The following is an 18,848-nucleotide window of genomic DNA, read 5'->3' as shown; positions in this document are numbered from 1 at the left end:
AAAACTTACATCTTTATTATTTCTCTTCGATTATTTTAATGATATCTATAACTCTTTTATCTTTTACTTTGTAAATTACTTCAAGTCCTATTCTTTCACCTTCAATTATTCCTACACTTCTAAGTTTTTGAAGATGTTGTGATATTGTTGATTGAGGCATTCCTAGGCAGTCTTGCATAAAACCTACGTTGCAGCTCCCCTTATCTAAAAGCCCTCTAACTATGCATAGCCTAACAGGGTGTGCTAAAACTTTTAAAAATTCTGCTGCCTCTTGTAGTTCCTTATAATTATTTTCCATAATTTATTACCTCCTTGTTATCACTATATCATAATATTACGATATAACGATATATGTGTCAACTATTTTTATTTTATACTTTAGTTTATATTATTAACTTTTATTTTATTCAAAAAAATAGAGCTTTAAAAGCTCTATTTTAAATTATTAATCTTATCCTAGTATTACAGATACAGGTAGTCCCCCAAGCATAGCTTGTAAAACTTCATCATCATTTTGGATTTTGTATTTTCCATCAGCTTTTTTAAGTTTTACTAAAACTGTAGTTTCTTTCATAGGAACAGTTTGATTTTCAAGTGCCGCTATAAATTCATCAACGTAATCTATATTACCGTAATTATTTTCTGAGTAATTTGTTTTAGTGTAATCTTCTTCACTACTATTTATAGGATTTTTAATATCGTTATTTACCCTAGCTGGTGCCATACTTTTTATTCCTTCTTCGTAATCTTTATAAATAACATTACCATCTAAAGCATTTATAGTAACCTTTACCTCAGCTTCATCGTTTCCTAAATCTTTAACTTCTCCTATTTTATAAGAAATTTTAGACACCCAGTATCTTAAAGCATTTTCACGTTTTTCATCATAACTTTCAAATTGAGTTATAACTTTTGATATATCATTCCCGTTTACAGCATATTGATTTATATTATTAAAATCTAACGCTTTATAAGAATCAAAAAAATCAGTAACATCTTTTTTAGTGTTATCAGTTCCGCAAGAAACAAGTATTCCTACTGATATAACTAAAGTTAATACAAAGCTTATAATCTTTTTCAAATTTACCACCTACTTAAAATTCACCTTATCTGGGCTTAGTCCCCCGTATATTGCAGTTAATAGTTCATTATTAAACTCTAATAACCATTTTCCATCTTTTTTGTTTAAATTTATATCGACTGTTTTAGATACTATTTCGTTATCCTTATCTTTTAAGGAATTTACTAAAGCATTCCCGTATTTTTCGTCTGCAAGTTTTGCACCTTCTTCATCTAATTCTTCCTGTGCACTTGGCTTTATTTTTAAGATATTATCTTTATACTTGTTATAAATTTCATTTCCATCTAAAGCTGAAACTTTAACTTTAGCAGTAGCCTCATCTCCGTTTACATCAATTTTTATGATCTCATAACTTAATTTTTCAAGCCAATATTTAATCGCCTTTTTCTCCGAATCTGAATAATCTTCCATTCCTTCAATAATTATACTAGATTCTGTTAAGATATCCTTTTGTACTCCACTAAAATTACAATTTTTAAATTTAGTAAAGAAATCTGTAATAACATCTTCTGGTTTTTGCGCTTTAAGTTCTTCTTTAATCTCCGATTTGTTTTTAGGTTCAGTGCTATTTGTAGGTTTGTTATTGCAAGAAACTAAACTTCCTACCATTATAATTCCTAATAAGACCGTTATAATTTTTTTCATAAGCTCTTCGCTCCTTCTACATATATGTAACTATTATTTATTATAACAATAATAAATATATTAATTCCCCATGTTAACACTAATTTTACTTATATTATAAAAAAAATTAAGCAATACGCACTAACATATTGCTTAATCTCTATTTAAAACCCTGATACTATAGGGAATCCTTTTCCCTTAACTTCATCAACTACACCTATAGTATAGAAAACTTCTGTATCAACTTCTTCAATATACTCTTTTAATTTGTCTAATTCTTTTTTATTTAAAACTGAATATATAACCTTCTTTGAATCTCCAGTGTGTGCACCTTCACCTTTTAAGTATGTGCAACCTTTTTTTAATTCAACCCTTATATATTTAGATATTTCCTCTGTCTTTTCGCTTATTATAGTTATTTGTTTTCTTTGATTCATAAATGCAATCAACCTATCTATAAGAGGCCCGTTTATTATTACGCTAGCTACTGCATACATACCCTTGTCTGCGCCAAATGTTATAGCCCCTAAAAGTGTAACTATAAAATCAACACATAAAAGTGATATTCCTATATTGAATGAAGTGTACTTATTTAATATCTTAGCTAAAATATCAGTTCCTCCTGTTGATGCATTTTGGTTAAATACTATAGCTAGTCCAACTGCTGTAAATAGCGTTCCAAATAGCGTAGCTAAAAATAAATCGTTAGTAAGTGCATCTGGTTTTATTACTCCGTCAAAAAACCAAAGCATACCTGATAAACCAAAGCTTGAATATATAGTTTTTACTCCAAAATCTCCACCTACAACTATAAATGCTAAAATAAATAAAACTAAATTTGTAATAAAAGTAAAACTTCCAACATCAAGTGCCGGGAAATAGTTTGTTACTACAACTGCAAGCCCTGTTACTCCACCTGCTGCTAAATCGTTTGGTGCATAAAAATACTCAATACCTACTGTTACAAAAAATACTCCAAGTGTTATTAAAAAATATTCTTTAATATATTCCTTCGTCTTTTGCTTCAACTAAAATCTCCCCTTTACCTATTAGACTTATATAGAATAACAGAATAATTTATATTTGAACAGTATTTTAAAATTAAAATTTCTTACAATTTAAGTTCTAAAAAAAAGCTTAGATACTTTAATAAAAATATCTAAGCTTTTGTTTTTATTTATAAATAATCTATTAGTTTGCATTTTTATAAATGTTATTCTTCTAAATCATTTATTATCTCGTCTATTTTTCCTGTAGCCTTCTCTTCCGCTCTTAACCTATCATCTTCTGTAAAACCTGTTCCATCTATAAGAAGCTCTTTGAATTTTTTAATACCTAAAAACTTCATAATATCTTCTATATACTCAACCCCTTGACTTAATTTTCCTCTAAGTAAGAAAGGAATAGTTCCTCCAGAAGACTGAACGTATACCATTCTTCTGTATTTGTCGTCTAAGAGACCTTTAATTTTGTCTTCTTTAACCATTATAGTTTTTCCCTCTTGAACTATGCAATCTACATATTCTTTTAAAGGAGCTGGATACGAAAGGCTCCAAAGAGGTGCTGCTATAACGTAAATATCTGCTTCTTTGAATTTATCACCTAATTCGTTAATCCTATCTACATCACGTTTTTCTTCGTAAGTTAGATTTTCACAAGTTTTTGAATCAACTACACAGTTACGACCTTTAAATAAGTTGTATTTAAGTTTTGGGATATATTCTTCGTATAAATTTATTTCTTCAAGCTGAAGATCTTTATAAATCTCTAGATATTTGTTTACAAGCTTTCTAGATATTTTTCTACTTGAGGATTCTTCTTCTTTTTTAGAGTTTACAATAATATATAAAAGTTTCATTATATCACCTTCCATTTTTTAATATTATTTTGATATAAAAATACTTTTATTATACATACTAAACTTTTTCTCTGTTATTTTTTATATTCCTTAAAACATCTTTTTTTATAGATTCAATATCTATATTTTTTCCAGGACATGCTGTCTCATTTAAATTTCTGTGTCCTACTATATCTTTAAGGTTATAAGTTACAATTAAACTAGTTGCTACATCAATCAAACTTTTCTTTTGACTATCAGTTAATTCATCTTCTTCAAAATTTCCATCTAAACAAATAGCAATGCTCTTTCTATTGTTATTATAGGCATGTGCACCAATTTTTCCGTCTGGCCTTCCTTTAAATATAGTACCATCTTTTTTTATATAATAATGATAACCTATTCCTCCATATCCTTTTTCCTTATGCCACTTATTGATTTCTTCAGGGCTTGCCCCCTTAGATACAGAGTGATGAATTACTAAGGTTTCTGGATTTTCTAAATCCTCTAGTTCAGGTGAAAAATCATAATTCACATTCTTTATAAGTATTTTATTTTTAAAATTTTTTAGTTCTTCGTTAAGCTCACTATTACTTATCTTTTCATCGCTTCCATAAACCTTTAAATATGTCGAATATTCTTTTCTAAATAAAAACTCATAAGAAGTTATAGAAACTATACTTAAAACTATAAGTGTTACTACTAAATATGTTCTTCTTCTTCTTTTTTTCATAAGCTTATCATACTCTGCTTTCTTCTTTTTATAATAGAATTTTTCTATATCTTGTAGCTTTTTATAATTTTCACTTTTCATAACTACACCTCTACATTAATAACAAAATAATTCAAATATTTTTATTTATGTACAAATTCTACTCTACAATATTTTACCATTAAATGTAATATTTTTCAAATTTATTTTATTTTGTTTTTATTTTTGAAATTATAATTCTTTTATTGATAATTTTATGTTTAGACAACTATAATAATATAGTGGAGGTTTTATATTATGAAACATTATATTTATTTATATTTAGTAATTATTAATATAGTAGGTTTTCTATCTATGTATATTGATAAAAGAAAAGCAAAAAAGCACAAGTTTAGAATAAGTGAAAATACTTTAATGCTTATTGCACTGATAGGTGGAAGCGTTGGAAGTTTAATTGGAATGAATATTTTTAGACATAAAACAAAACATATAAAATTTAGTATAGGTATTCCATTAATATTATTATTACAGCTTGTTTTTATTATGTATTTTGAGTTAAAAGAAATCTATTGGTTTCATCTATAATTAAAAACTTTAAGTTTTAACTTTTCTATAAATAAAAAAAAGTGGCTAAATGCCACTTTTTGTTTTTTTAGATACATGGTCAAAATTCTCTTTTATACTTTTGATATTACCATACACAGTTAGCTTGTCTAAAGGTTCAAATACATAATCTGCTGTTGCAAATTTTATAAAATCATCACCTTTATCTATGTTTAATACCTCTATCTCCATTTCTTTAAGACCACTTTTCTCTATAGACTTTCCTACTAAAAAGCTATCTGCACTTACATAAACTTCGTATACCCCGTAACCTCTATTGCTTGTTATAGCATTAGAGTGCAATAAATTAAGTTTCTTCCATATATTTGATGAAGCTATAACTTTTTCAAAAAAAGTTTCTATCTTTTCTAAAGAATCTGTTCTATATATCAAAAATACTACTATACAAAAAAAAGCTATAACTGCAAAGAATCCAATGCTAGTTACGCTATCTGATAACATTCTAACAAAAAATGATATAAATGTAGCAGTACTTACGTAACTGATTATCATAAGCCAACTTGCAAGTTTTCTTCTTACAGGATGCTGCACAATAGTTTCACTTTCCTTTGTTGTATATCCTGTACTTGATAATAAAGATATAACCTGAAACCTTGCCTTTTGTACTGGAAGTCCTGTCATCCTAAATAATATAGTAAAAAAATTGATTACTAATAAAAATATAGTTAAAAATAAAATAAAAGTTAAAATTAATACCACTTGGTTAATCCTCCATATAAGTTATAGGTATTATTATATATTATGTCTAAATCATTTCTGTTAAGCTTTTTTAAACAAGATATAAAAAATAGGTTTGATTTAAAAATTAATTAAATCAAACCTATTTAAATAATAAATTTCCTATTACATAAGAGGTGCAAAAACTCTTAATATAGCAGTTAAGACTCTATTGTACCAACATACGTGTTTGCAATCATACAAAGATACTTGCTCTGATTTTTCTAAAATATCTAGGAAGTCTTTTTTGATGCTATTTATAGATTTTGTTTTATATAACCATACACCACACTCAAAATGCAGATATAAACTTCTATAATCAAAGTTAATAGTACCAACTGTTGCAATTTCATCATCTGCTACAACAACCTTTGAATGTATAAACCCTGGAGTGTATTCATATATCTTAACCCCAGCTTCTATAAGTTGTGCGTAGTAAGCTCTTGTTACTATGTGCGCATACCATTTATCCTCTATATGAGGAGTAACTATTCTAACGTCTACTCCATTTTTAGAAGCTAAAGTTAGTGCTGTTACTAGCTCATTATCTATAATTAAATAAGGCGTTTCTATATATACGTAATCTGAAGCTTTATTTATTATATTAAGATATACATTTTCCCCAACTATTTCATCGTCTAATGGGCTATCTGCATAAGGCTGCACGTACCCATCTGTAGGAACTTCTTCTCTTTCATCAAATATTTTCTTATAATAATTATAATCGATATCCTCTTTACTATTAAAGCTCCAAGCTTGAAGAAACATAACAGTTAAGTTCCAAACTGCATCTCCTTTTATCATAATAGATGAATCCTTCCAGTGACCAAATCTAACTATCTCATTTATATATTCATCAGCTAAATTTATTCCACCTGTAAAAGCCGTATGTCCATCTATCACAGTTATTTTTCTGTGATCTCTGTTGTTTAAAATTAGAGATAAAAAAGGGACAAAAGGATTAAAAACTTGGCATTTTATGCCTTTCTTTATAAGAGTTTCATTATATTTGTAAGGAAGTGTTGTTAAACATCCCATATCATCATATATAAATCTAACATCTACGCCTTCTTTTACTTTTTCTTCTAAGATGTCTAATATAGTGTTCCACATCTTACCTTCGTGAACTATAAAGTATTCCATAAAGATATACTTTTTTGCTTTTTTAAGCTCTTCTATAAGTCTTTCAAAAAAATCTTCTCCTGGTGATAAAAACTCTGTTTGAGTATTTTTATATATAGGAGACATAGCAAAATTACTAGTATACCTAGCTTGATTTGCTACGTTTTTATTTATTTTCTCAATTTCTTCAATTATATCTGCATCTTGAGATACTACTCTTTTAGATTCATCATAAACCTTTTTTACTTTTTCTTTGTATTTTTTATTCATTTTCTTTCCGCCAAATATCAGATAAAAGAACCCTCCAAAAAGTGGAAATAATAATACAGGTATAGTCCAAGCTAATTTATAAGATGGATTATCACGTCTACTTAAAATATAAATTACAACTAAAATACTAATTATAAAGAAAAATACATATAGGTAGACAAAAGCTTCCGTAAGCTTCCAGATTGCAAAAGTTAAGATAGTTAATTGAAATAATAGTAAAATTCCAACTATCACCATCCTACTAAATAAAAATTCTAAAATCTTTCTCATTCTAACCTCACAAAACTTGTTTCATTTATATAACTTAATTATATAATAATATACAATATTTTTTAGCATTTAGTTATAATTTTATGTTATTTTAAGGTTATTAATCAATACTTAATTTATATAAATTTTATTTTAACCAAAACAGTTTAATTTGTGATACATTAATTTTTATAATTTCCTATACATAAAAAAAGATTTATTGCTACTAGAGTACCAATCTAGTAACAATAAATCTTTTAAATTCTAATAACCATATTCTCATAATACCATTTTATACTAAGTTAAAAAGACATTAACCGTTTAACTTTGTATACGTAAAAAGCTTTACACTTTAAATCCCTTTTGTATAGATATCCCGTCCCCTAAAACGTTTAACCTATAAACTAATCATATACTATTTATAGCCCTTTGTTAATACTTTCGACATTATTAGTACCTAATTATTTTTAAAGTTTTAATAAGTATTTATTTTTCTATTTTTTTTAATATAATTAACTATAAAAATATATTTAACCTAAATTTTCCTAAATAAATAAAAATAAAAGGCTAATTCAAACGAATTAACCTTTTCCCCTAAGATATAATTTATTTTCCGTTAAAATAAAAAGTCCCCACTTTCTATTTTAATAAATATAGCCTGTCACCGTATTGTACATGTGAAAAAGTGCTTTAAAGCTATCCATACCTTAAAATAACTTCTCTTTCATTTTTAATTTAAAATTATATACCATTGTATTATATATACAATCTTAAATTTTGAAAGTCCCTTAGAAGTATTTTATTTTTAATAATTTCCCCTATTATTACTTTTAATTTTAACTCTACTGAAAATATGATCTATAGCCTAAAAAGTAATCTTACTTAGTAGTAGTCTTTTGTATCCCTTTAACCTTATCGTTAAGTACTTTTTTATAATCTTACATTATGTTTTAAGCTTCCATACACTAAATCTCTTATATAATCTTATTAAATTTTGATTATTTCATCGGCTGTTTATAATATTATATCTTTTTATTAACAATTTCAATATATTATTCATATTTTAGACATATTTCGCATTTTAATCTTTTTTTCTACATTTTTTTGATATTTTATTATTTGAAATCGTGCTATTTTAATTATTTTTTCTAATTCTATAAGACTGAATTAAAATTATTTTATTATTTTCTTAAAAACGAGTCCTTTTTTTAAATACTCTATTTCAAATTCTTCTTCTAAAAGTGGTTTACTCCATACGTATCCTTGTATTTCATCGCAACCTAATGATCTAATTTTATCTAACTGCTCTTCTGTTTCTATTCCTTCTGCGATAGTCTCTATATTCATTCCTTTTGCCATCATTATTATAGCTTTAACTATTTTTAAATCAGATTTTTTAGTAGTAATGTTATCTACTAAACTTTTATCTATCTTGATTTCATTTATATTGAATTTTTCAAGATAACTAAAAGATGCATATCCAGTTCCAAAATCATCAATCGAAATCGAGAAACCTAAATCGCTTAAATTTCCTAATACATCTTTTATATAATCATTTCCTTCTAATTTTATTCCTTCTGTTATTTCTAAATTAACTAGACTTGTTTCTACATTATATTTTTTAACTACACTTAATAGATTTTCTGTAAATCCAATACTATTAATTTGTCCAGGTGAAACATTAACTGAAGCTCTTAAGCTAGTCTTGTATTTTTCATTCCACGCTTTAACCCTCTTTAAAGCCTCTATTAAAACCCAATTTCCTATTAATTCAATCATTCCACATTCTTCAGCTATTGGAATAAATTCCGAAGGTGAAATATTACCGCATTCCTTGCTTTCCCATCTAACTAGAGCTTCTGTTCCTATTACAGTTCTCGTATTTATATCAAATTGAGGCTGATAAAGAACTTTAAACTCTTCATCAAAAGATACATTTTTAAGTAATTTTTCTATTTCATTTTTTCTTTCTAATTCTCTATTTAATTCTTCATCGTAAAACTCATAAAAACTTCCTTGAGTATTTTTACATCTATACATAGCAAAGTCCGCCCCTTTTAAAAGTGATCTTCTTGTGCTATCTTTTTTTGATGTGGCAATTCCAATACTTGGCTCTATGTAAAACCTGTAATTATTTATAATTATTTCTTTACTCACAGCTTTAATTATTTCTTTTGCAAAAAGACTAAGTTCCTCTTTAGTTTTTTTACCTTCCAAAATCACTGCAAACTCATCTCCGCCAAGCCTACAAACAATTCCTTCTTTAGGTAATATTTTAATTAATCTTCGCCCTACATATATTAAAATTTCATCTCCTATATCGTGTCCGAAAGAATCATTTATAAATTTAAATCTTATAAGGTCTATAAAATATAAGTTAACGTTCCCAGCTTCTTCTTCTCTTAAAAGTTTATCTACTTCCATATTAAAAAATCTTCTATTATAGATCTTAGTTAAATAATCTTTATTAACTATATCCTCTAATCTCTTATTAGTATTTAATAATTCCCTAGTTCTAACTCGAACCATCTTTTCAAGTTCATATTTTAATTCTTTTTCTTGATTTAGTAATTTTTTAGTGTAATATGAAAATCTAACATAGTAGCTTAGTAATTCTCTAATTAATATTATTCCTGCAAATACTAAAAGTGCAAAAAATTCAGTTTTTTTAATAAATAACATAAAAACTATAGGAAGAAAAATGATTAAACTATTTTTTCTTTTAACTGTTATATTGTAAGGCATTTCGTAATCAAATTTATTAAATTCGCTTTCTTTGAAAACATCAGAATAAATAGCTATAAAAGAAAAAATTAAATATGGCATGAAATTATAACTTTCTACTATACACATACTTTCATAATGACCCTTACTTAAAACTTGATATATAAACCCTAGGTCTACTATAGTAAAAATAATTATACCTATCCCAAAGAGTGAAATAATATTTTGGTTTTTAAAATTTGAAATAGATAATTTTATTATTATAATAATACTTATAGCCGATATATCCGTTAATACATAACATACAGCAACTAAGTGTTTTAAATTTATTATGTTTTTAAAATTTACGTCCATGAAAAATATTATGGAAAAACTCATCATAAGAATAACTACAGTTACTATATCTATAGTTAATTGAACTGATTGAAGATTATATATATTTCTCTTAAAATAATGGATTGCAGCTAGAAGTATAAATATGTTAGGTATAAAATTTATCATGACTATTAGTTCACTATATTTAACTACAGGCCCATTTAAGATATAGCTAAATATCCAAAAACAACCTACTACATAATTACTTAATGCAGCGCTAAATAATAGGAGTACAGTTGTTTTGTACTCCTCCATTTCCCTTACTGATTTATAAAACACTATTATTGTAAAAAATGAGGTAGATAAATACATTTCTGTAGAAAGAACTGTGCTATTTAAAAGTTTTAGAATTATATAAAGGGAATATACAATACATAAAAATAAAATCTTTTTATTACTTTCTTTAATATCTCTCTTTAAATCTACAGTCAATTAACTCGCCTCACTTCAAAATACTTTTTTACATATTTTATCAATAAAATATATATTCTATATAAATAAAGTGTAATTTTAAAGTAAATATACTATTTGTCTATTTTTTCTAAAATAACAGAGCTTCTGCCTAAAACCTCTATAAATTTACCAACAAAATGAACATTATCTTTGTAAATGCCTTTGTGATCTAAAAGTATTTTATAACTTCCATTATCAATTTTTACTACTTTATTCTCTTTGTTTCCATTGTGAATACATATTAGATTGTTTTCACTATTTATTTTGTAGTAAATCAAATTTCTTATTCCTGTGTCTTGAAACCTTATTTTATTATTTATATCTTCTGAGCTTTCAAGTCTAAACTCCTTATATTTTTTTCTAAGTTTTATAAGTCCTTTGTAGTGATTGAATACATCTTGATATTTTTCTTTTCTAGACCAATCAAGTTTATTTACACAGTCAGGTGAATTATAACTATTTTCTATTATATTCCCATTTAAATCTCTTTTAGTTCTTAAAAACTCCTCACCTGAATGAAGGAATACTATACCGTTTGACGTAAGAGTTATATTTGCTATAAGCTTATTCATCTTTATAACTTCTTCTTTAGAACTTCCAGAACTTATAGTTAATTTATCAAATAGAGTATAATTATCGTGAGCTGAATTATAAGTTATAGTTTGATAAGGTTCATTTGCCCAAGGTCCGTTAGAATAAATTACTCTATTATAATCTATTTCACTATGATTGGTAGACGCTACTATTCCGCATTTTATAGTTTCTTCAAAACCTTCTCCCCCACTTGCAAAACCTCTTGCATAAGAATTAAAAACATCTCCTTTTACTCCATCTCTTATATCATCACTAAATGCTGCTATTTGCATTTTGCCGTATTTTGGAGTGTTTACTTTAAGAGCTCTTAAATCTTCTCTTAAAGGAGTATTACCTCCAGTCCAGCCTTCCCCATACATCAAAATAGATTTATCAATTTTATCTAATTCTTCTCTTATTTCTTTCATAGTATCAATATCGTGAAGTCCCATAAGATCAAATCTGAATCCATCTATATGATATTCTTTTGCATAATATTTAACTGAGTCTATCATATATTTTCTAAACATATATCTATCTGATGCTGTTTCGTTTCCACAAGCTGATCCGTTTGAAAAACTTCCATCATCCCATTCTCTATAGTAGTACATAGGAAAAGTCTTATTAAAGTTAGAATTATCTCCTTCAAATGTATGATTATAAACAACATCCATAACAACTCTTATTCCAGATTCATGTAATTTCAAAACTGCTTCTTTAAATTCTTTTATTCTGCTTTTAAAATCACTAGGCGAAGTAGAATATGACCCCTCTATAGAATTAAAATTATCAGGGTCATATCCCCAATTATAATCATTAGTATCAAATTTACTTTCATCTACTGATTTATAATCAAATACAGGTAAAAGATGAACGTGAGTTATTCCAAGTTCTTTTAAGTGATCTAAACCAGTCTTTACAGAATTATATTTAGTCCCATCTTCTATAAGTCCTAAGAACTTTCCTTTATTAAAAACTCCTGATGTTTTATCTATAGTAAAATCTCTAACGTGCATTTCATAGATTATAGAATCTAGAGGAGAATTTAAATTTGGTTTAATATCTTCATTAAAGCCCTTCGGGTCAGTACTATTTAAATCTACTACTACAGAAAACTCACCATTTAAAGAAACAGCTTTAGAATAGATATCACAAGCTTCTGTAGAACTATTATTTATTTCAAAAGCGTATCTATAAAAAGTTCCATCTAAATCTCCCTCTTTTGTAAGAATAAATATCCCTTTTTCATCTTCTTTCATTTCTTCTACTTCATAGATTACTCCATTTTTATCGTAGAATTTTACAAACGCCTTTTTAGATACTGGTGACCAAACTTTAAATATAGTTTTTTCTTTAGAATAAATTGCACCAAGTTCTCCATCATATTTATATTCATTTTGGAATTCAGTGCTATTTAAGGTTTTTACTATTTCCCATTTGTCCTTGTTATACAAATTCTTAACATCCATTTTTTATACCTCAAATCCAAATAAATTTTCTCTTGCCTTATCTAAATTTTTATAATTACCTAATATATCTTCATAATAAACTCTAAGTATTTCTCCAACTCCCCAAGCTTGGTTGTAGCATCCTCTAGCTTTGTTTGGAAATTCACCATCAAATATTTCTGCTATCCCGTAAAGGCAATCATCTTTAATATGCTCTTCCATATCTTTTAAACATTCATCTACAAATTCTAAACTATCTTTACTATAATCATTAGCTTTACATACTCCTGTTAAATAAGCTCCAAGTGGGAAAGACCAAGCTGTTCCTTGATGATATGCCATATCTCTTTTAAATAGTTCTCCTTCATAGTAAGGTTTATAATCTTTATTATTTTTATCTAAACTTCTTAGTCCAAAAGGAGTATATAATTCTTCATAGATTTTATCTAAAATCATCTTTTCTTTTTCTTTATCAAGCATTGTAAAAGGAAGTGATACTGCATATACTGCATTTGGTCTTATTGACTTATCTTTTAAAGTATCGCTTAAAGCATCATATAAATACTTATCCTCTTCTGACCAAAACTCTCTATTAAAGCTTTCTTTTACCTTTTCTCCTAAATCTTTGTATTCTTTAAAGTCTGGATCTTTAAATTTAATAGCTAATAATTCCATTATTTTTAAAGCATTATACCAAAGAGCATTTATCTCTACTGGTTTACCATGTCTTGGAGTTACAACTATTCCATTTACTCGTACATCCATCCAAGTTACTTGATCTAACCCGCTTCCTGCACTTATTAAAGAGTCTTCTTCCATCTTAATAGAAAAATCAGTTCCTTCTTTATATGCCTTAACTATTCTTTTCATAGTAGGATATAATTCCTTATATACAAAGTCTAATTCTTTTATATCATTTTTATATAAAAGATAAGTATATATAGCGTGGATATACCATAGTGATGCATCTACTGTATTATAAAGAGGTTCTTTTCCAAAGTCCGGGAACATATTTGGAATAAGTCCATTTTTCTCATATCTTGAAAATGTCTTTAAAATATCTTTTGCATCATCTAATCTTCCTGTAGACATAGTAAGTCCTACTACTGCAATCATAGTATCTCTTCCCCAGTCTAAAAACCAAGGATAACCAGCTAGTATAGTTTTGCTATCTGTTGAATCTCTATGAACTATAAAGTGGTCTCCCCCTATAGGAAGTGCTTTAGCTAAAATTCTATCTTCTTCAAATGTATTTCTTAAATTATCTATTCTTTCTGTTTCTTTTTTTATAATTTTTATAGGGTCTATTTCCCCTTCTTCTAAAGTACACACAAAGTGGATTTCTTTAAAAGAATAAGGTTTAATACTTATTTTAAATTCACCTGGTATATAGTATTTTTCTAAATATTTATCCCCTGTAGTTTTATCCACATCATAATAAACTTTATCTGTTAATAACTTATATTTTTCTTCTAAAACTGTGCATTCTTTATCTAAAAATAATCTTATATTTAAATCTTTTTTTAGTTCTGGGTTTAATTTGAATCCAGAATCTATAATTTCTCTTTTGAATTTTAAATTTTCTTCTAAACTAACTTCACCTGGGTCTCTAAAAGACATAAATGGAGTTAGTATTAAATCTCCAGAAGTTTTTTTTGATTCTATTTTATATTTTATTACCGCTGTATTTTTTTCTCTTTCTAAAAATACTTCCTTTACTATTTTTATTCCATTAACTAGATAAGTATAAGTAGGTATTCCATTATAATTAAAACTCTCTAAATTTTCATATCCTTTAATAACTTTATCTTCGTATTTAGTTGTAGTTAAAGGATATTCTTTTTCTTCTATTAAAAGCTTTTCTGAAACCTTTGGAAGTATCATATATCTTTCATCAGGAGATTTTAATGAAGCTATTAGTATGCTATGATATTTTCTACTATTTGCCCCAATAATAGTACTTCCTGAAAAGGCACTCCTGCCGTTTGATAACATCCACTCTTTTTCTATTCCTCTTTCATATGTAGGATAACTATTTTTACTAAACCTCATTTTGACTATTCCTCCTAATATAAAACTATAGCTTAAGCCAATTAAGTAGAACTTAATTTTAGCTTAAGCTATAAATTTTAGTTGTATTTTTGATATTAGATTATCACTTCAAAGAAGTGTAATTTAACTATTTTTCATTTTTTTCTCTTTTTACATTCCAAATATCTTTTGCATATTCTAATATAGTTCTATCTGATGAGAATATTCCTGCATTACAAGTATTTAAGAAGCATTTTTTAGCCCATCCATATTTATCTCTATAGCTTTCAAATACTTTTTCTTCTTCATCTTTAAATCCTTTAAAATCAGCAAGTAAGAAGTATTGATCTCCCTCAACTAATAATGAATCATAAAGGTCTTTAAATAATCCTGTATTTGAATCATCTAAAGTTCCATCTATTAAAGCATCTAAAACTCTCGCTATATCTTTATTATTTTTATAGAACTCTTTTGAATTATACTTTTCTTTTAAGCTTTCAATATCTTCAACTCTTAAACCGAATATAAAGTTATTGTCTTCTCCTGACTCTCTAACTATTTCAACATTTGCACCATCAAATGTTCCAAAAGTAGGAGTACCATTTAGCATAAATTTCATATTTCCTGTTCCTGATGCCTCTTTACCTGCTGTAGAAATTTGTTTTGAAACGTCTGCTGCTGGGAATAATTTTTCAGCATATGAAACTCTGTAGTTTTCAACAAATACTATTTTTATTTTTTTACTTACTTCTTCATCTTCGTTTATAAGTCTTGCAACTTCATTTGTAAGTTTTATTATAGCTTTTGCTCTTCTATATCCTGGGAAAGCTTTTGCACCGAAGATAAATGTAGTTTTTTCTATATTCATGTTTGGATTTTCTTTTAATCTAAAGTATAAATCTAATACATATAAAGTATTTAATAATTGTCTTTTATACTCGTGAAGTCTCTTAATTTGAATATCGAAAATAGAATCTGTATCTAGTTCTAACCCTTGAGTTTCTTTTATATATTTTGCAAGTTCTTCTTTTTTCTTATGCTTAATTTCCATAAATCTATCTAATATAGCTTTATCGTCAGCATATTTTTCTAAAGTTTTTAATTTTTCTAAATCAGTTACCCAAGATTCATCTCCTATAAGTTCTGTTATAAGAGCTGATAATTCTCTATTACAAAGTCTTAGCCATCTTCTTGGAGTTATTCCATTTGTTTTGTTTTGGAACTTTTCAGGATATAATTTGTACCAGTTATTAAGTTCTATATCTTTTAATATATCAGTGTGAAGCTTTGCAACTCCATTAACTGCAAATCCTATATGAATAGCTAAGTTAGCCATTCTAACAGTTCCATCATTTACTATTCTAAATTCTTCTATAGCTTCCTCGCTATATCCTTTTCTTTTTAATTCTTTAATAAATCTTGCATCTATTTCTTCTACTATTTCAAGGATTCTTGGGAATAATTCATATATTAATTTTGAATCCCACTTTTCTAAAGCTTCTGCTAATATAGTGTGGTTAGTATAAGCAAATACTGTCTTTGCAGTATCTATAGCTTTATCTATATTTATACCGAAATCATCTACTAAAATTCTAACAAACTCTGGTATAGCTAAAACTGGGTGAGTATCATTTAATTGGACTGCATGTAGCTTTCCGAAATTATCAAAATTTTCACCATGCATTTTTACGTGACTTCTTATTATATCTTTTAATGATGCACTAACTAAGAAGTATTGTTGTTTTAATCTTAATAACTTTCCTTCTTTCATATCATCGTTTGGATATAATACTCTTGATATATCTTCTGCTCTATTTTTATCTTTTACAGCATCATCATATCTTCCTTCATTAAATGCTATAAAATCGAATTCTTCTAAAGGCTCACATTTCCAAAGTCTTAAAGTGTTTATATTTTTATTTTTATAACCGATAATTGGAGTATCATAAGGAACAGCTTTAACTTTCATTCCTTCAAATTCTACAAGTACTGTATCTTTATCTTTTCTAATGCTCCAAGGGTCATTGTATTTAAGCCAGCTATCTGCACATTCATATTGGAATCCGTCTTCGAAGTATTGTTTGAATAATCCGTTTGAATATCTTATTCCATAACCTTTTAAAGGAATTTCAACAGCTGCTGCTGAATCCATAAAGCATGCTGCAAGTCTACCAAGACCACCATTTCCAAGTGCAGCATCTTCCTCTGCTTCTTCAACTGCATTTATATCTATATTTAATTCTTTTAAAAGTTCTTCTACCTCTTCATATAATCCAAGACTTATTAAGTTATTTCCTAAAGCTCTTCCCATAAGGTATTCAGCTGATAAATAATAAGCTTGTTTATCTTCATTATATAAATCTGTTGTATTGCTCCAATCGTCTACTATAGTTCCTACTAAAGCTTTTGAAAGTGCAGCAAATATTTGCCCGTTATCTGCTTCTTTTAAATTAACACCGTAATTAACCTTTAATTCTCTCTCCATATTAGCCTTTAATTCATTCTTAGTCATTAATTTGTCCTCCCGTATAACTTAGTCATATCATATAAATTTTTAGCTAACTCTTTTGTTAAGCTACCTTCTTTCATTCTCCACTGCCAGTTTCCTCCAAGCGTTGAAGGTATATTCATTCTAGCTTCAGTTCCTAATTTTAGAAGGTCTTGCATAGTAGCTATACTTAGTCTACTAACAGAACCCCATATACCTCTTATTAACCCGTAACTTACACCTTCATTAAGGTCTAACTTTAAGTATTTAATAGCTTTTTCTCTTTCCTCTTCACTTATACTTAAAAACCATCCTAGTGCAGTATCATTATCATGAGTTCCTGTATAAGCTATTGAGTTTTCAATGTAATTGTGAGGTAGATCTGTGCTATCTTCACCACCGAATCCAAATTCTAATACTTTCATTCCTGGGAATCCAGTTTCGTCTCTAAAATCTATTACTTCTTTAGTCATAAATCCTAAATCTTCTGCTATTACGTTTACATCACCTAGAGCTTCTTTTATCTTATTAAATAATTTAATTCCAGGTCCTTTTACCCATTTACCGTTTTCAGCTGTTTTATTTCCATAAGGTATTTCGTAATAACTTTCAAAACCTCTAAAGTGGTCAATTCTGATCATATCGTAGATTTTTAAGCTCTCTTTAACTCTTAAAATCCACCAGTCAAATCCATCTTTCTCCATCTTATCCCAATCATATATAGGATTTCCCCAAAGTTGTCCTGTTTTTGCAAAAGCATCTGGAGGACACCCTGCAACTACTTTTAGGTTATTGTTTGAATCAACTTTGAAGTTTTTAGGATTACTCCACATATCTGCACTATCATCTGCAACATATATAGGTAAATCTCCTATGATTTTTATTCCCTTTGAGTTTGCATATTCTTTTAGATTACTCCACTCATAGAAAAACTCATATTGTAAAAAGTTATAATACTCTATTCTTTCTTTTAGTTTTTCTCTATATTCTTTTAATGTTTCCTCGTCTCTATTTACTAACTTTTCATCTTCCCATTCTCTAAATGATTTAAGATCAAAGCTTTCTTTTATAGCCATATAAAGACTATAATCATCAAGCCAAAAGCTATTTTCTTTTTTAAATATTTCAAAGTCCTCATTCTTTTCTTTATAGAAATTATTATATGCAATTTCTAAAATTTCGTTTCTCTTCTTAAAGATTAGCGCATAATCTACTTTTTCTTTATCTTCACCAAAGTTTATATCTTTATAATCTTCTTCTTTTAAATATCCTTTTTTACTAAGTGTATCTAAATTTATAAAATGTGGATTACCTGCAAAAGCTGAGAAACATTGATATGGTGAATCACCATAACTTGTGTGTCCAAGCGGTAGTATTTGCCAATATTTTTGACCTGCAAGCTTTAAAAAATCTACAAACTCATATGCTTCTCTTCCAAAGGAACCGATTCCAAATTCGTTAGGAAGAGATGAGATATGCATTAATATCCCACTTTCTCTTTTCATTTTTAATCCCCCTTA

At 27.3% G+C, this 18,848-nt stretch carries 14 protein-coding genes; 1 reads left to right on the top strand and 13 read right to left on the bottom strand.

All coding sequences use genetic code 11. From position 1 onward, the window contains the following. Positions 1-16: 16 nt before the first annotated feature. The 6 genes from INR60_RS15285 to INR60_RS15260 all read right to left on the bottom strand — a co-directional run bounded on the left by INR60_RS15285 (position 17) and on the right by INR60_RS15260 (position 4,356). Positions 17-298: an ArsR/SmtB family transcription factor gene (locus INR60_RS15285; RefSeq protein ID WP_194192368.1), complete on the bottom strand. Its 282-nt coding sequence runs from the start codon at positions 296-298 to the stop codon at positions 17-19. A 153-nt stretch (positions 299-451) separates the two neighbouring features. Beyond that, positions 452-1,081, bottom strand: a complete 630-nt coding sequence (locus INR60_RS15280) for a hypothetical protein (protein ID WP_194192367.1) — start codon at positions 1,079-1,081, stop codon at positions 452-454. A gap of 9 nt (positions 1,082-1,090) precedes the next feature. After that, positions 1,091-1,726 (bottom strand): DUF4878 domain-containing protein, encoded by a 636-nt coding sequence (locus tag INR60_RS15275; RefSeq protein ID WP_194192366.1) that lies wholly within the window; start codon positions 1,724-1,726, stop codon positions 1,091-1,093. A gap of 143 nt (positions 1,727-1,869) precedes the next feature. Next, positions 1,870-2,733 (bottom strand): YitT family protein, encoded by an 864-nt coding sequence (locus INR60_RS15270; RefSeq protein ID WP_194192365.1) that lies wholly within the window; start codon positions 2,731-2,733, stop codon positions 1,870-1,872. A gap of 185 nt (positions 2,734-2,918) precedes the next feature. Further along, entirely contained in the window at positions 2,919-3,566 is a 648-nt protein-coding gene (locus tag INR60_RS15265) for an NAD(P)H-dependent oxidoreductase (protein ID WP_194192389.1), read from the bottom strand. Positions 3,567-3,621: 55 nt separating this feature from the next. Then, positions 3,622-4,356: a peptidoglycan recognition protein family protein gene (locus INR60_RS15260; protein ID WP_194192364.1), complete on the bottom strand. Its 735-nt coding sequence runs from the start codon at positions 4,354-4,356 to the stop codon at positions 3,622-3,624. Between the two features lie 195 nt (positions 4,357-4,551). On the opposite strand from INR60_RS15260, the gene INR60_RS15255 reads away from it, so the two are divergent. Further along, positions 4,552-4,839 carry a DUF1294 domain-containing protein gene (locus tag INR60_RS15255; RefSeq protein ID WP_194192363.1) on the top strand — a complete coding sequence of 96 codons (288 nt, stop codon included), beginning with the start codon at positions 4,552-4,554 and terminating at the stop codon, positions 4,837-4,839. Positions 4,840-4,884: 45 nt separating this feature from the next. Here INR60_RS15255 and INR60_RS17665 read toward each other — a convergent pair whose 3' ends face one another. The 7 genes from INR60_RS17665 to malQ form a co-directional block, all read right to left on the bottom strand. Then, the gene (locus INR60_RS17665) at positions 4,885-5,577 is read right to left on the bottom strand and encodes a TrkA C-terminal domain-containing protein (protein ID WP_194192362.1); all 693 of its coding nucleotides are present in this window, start codon (positions 5,575-5,577) and stop codon (positions 4,885-4,887) included. 144 nt (positions 5,578-5,721) lie between these two features. Beyond that, complete coding sequence (gene cls, locus INR60_RS15245) at positions 5,722-7,257, bottom strand: cardiolipin synthase (protein WP_194192361.1); 1,536 nt, start codon at positions 7,255-7,257, stop codon at positions 5,722-5,724. A 1,152-nt stretch (positions 7,258-8,409) separates the two neighbouring features. Continuing rightward, a complete protein-coding gene (locus INR60_RS15240) occupies positions 8,410-10,767 on the bottom strand; it encodes a putative bifunctional diguanylate cyclase/phosphodiesterase (RefSeq protein ID WP_194192360.1) in 2,358 nt (785 codons plus the stop codon). A 92-nt stretch (positions 10,768-10,859) separates the two neighbouring features. After that, a complete protein-coding gene (pulA, locus tag INR60_RS15235; RefSeq protein WP_207729588.1) occupies positions 10,860-12,830 on the bottom strand; it encodes a type I pullulanase in 1,971 nt (656 codons plus the stop codon). 3 nt (positions 12,831-12,833) lie between these two features. Further along, a complete protein-coding gene (locus INR60_RS15230; protein ID WP_194192359.1) occupies positions 12,834-14,861 on the bottom strand; it encodes an amylo-alpha-1,6-glucosidase in 2,028 nt (675 codons plus the stop codon). Positions 14,862-14,988: 127 nt separating this feature from the next. Further along, positions 14,989-17,352: a glycogen/starch/alpha-glucan phosphorylase gene (locus INR60_RS15225; protein ID WP_194192358.1), complete on the bottom strand. Its 2,364-nt coding sequence runs from the start codon at positions 17,350-17,352 to the stop codon at positions 14,989-14,991. After that, positions 17,352-18,833 carry a 4-alpha-glucanotransferase gene (malQ, locus tag INR60_RS15220; protein ID WP_194192357.1) on the bottom strand — a complete coding sequence of 494 codons (1,482 nt, stop codon included), beginning with the start codon at positions 18,831-18,833 and terminating at the stop codon, positions 17,352-17,354. Before malQ ends, INR60_RS15225 begins: the two co-directional genes overlap by 1 nt. Positions 18,834-18,848 lie beyond the last annotated feature (15 nt).

It is taken from the genome of Clostridium chrysemydis, assembly GCF_015234215.1.
Lineage (GTDB): Bacteria > Bacillota > Clostridia > Clostridiales > Clostridiaceae > Clostridium > Clostridium chrysemydis.
Note: the sequence above shows the minus strand (reverse complement) of the source record. Positions and strands in the feature narration are given on the sequence as shown.

Coding starts and splice junctions, on each gene's coding strand:
- INR60_RS15285 (WP_194192368.1), bottom strand. CDS start 298: ATGGAAAATAATTATAAGGAACTACAAGAGGCAGCAGAATTTTTAAAA.
- INR60_RS15275 (WP_194192366.1), bottom strand. CDS start 1,726: ATGAAAAAAATTATAACGGTCTTATTAGGAATTATAATGGTAGGAAGT.
- INR60_RS15260 (WP_194192364.1), bottom strand. CDS start 4,356: ATGAAAAGTGAAAATTATAAAAAGCTACAAGATATAGAAAAATTCTAT.
- INR60_RS15255 (WP_194192363.1), top strand. CDS start 4,552: ATGAAACATTATATTTATTTATATTTAGTAATTATTAATATAGTAGGT.
- cls (WP_194192361.1), bottom strand. CDS start 7,257: ATGAGAAAGATTTTAGAATTTTTATTTAGTAGGATGGTGATAGTTGGA.
- pulA (WP_207729588.1), bottom strand. CDS start 12,830: ATGGATGTTAAGAATTTGTATAACAAGGACAAATGGGAAATAGTAAAA.
- INR60_RS15230 (WP_194192359.1), bottom strand. CDS start 14,861: ATGAGGTTTAGTAAAAATAGTTATCCTACATATGAAAGAGGAATAGAA.
- INR60_RS15225 (WP_194192358.1), bottom strand. CDS start 17,352: ATGACTAAGAATGAATTAAAGGCTAATATGGAGAGAGAATTAAAGGTT.
- malQ (WP_194192357.1), bottom strand. CDS start 18,833: ATGAAAAGAGAAAGTGGGATATTAATGCATATCTCATCTCTTCCTAAC.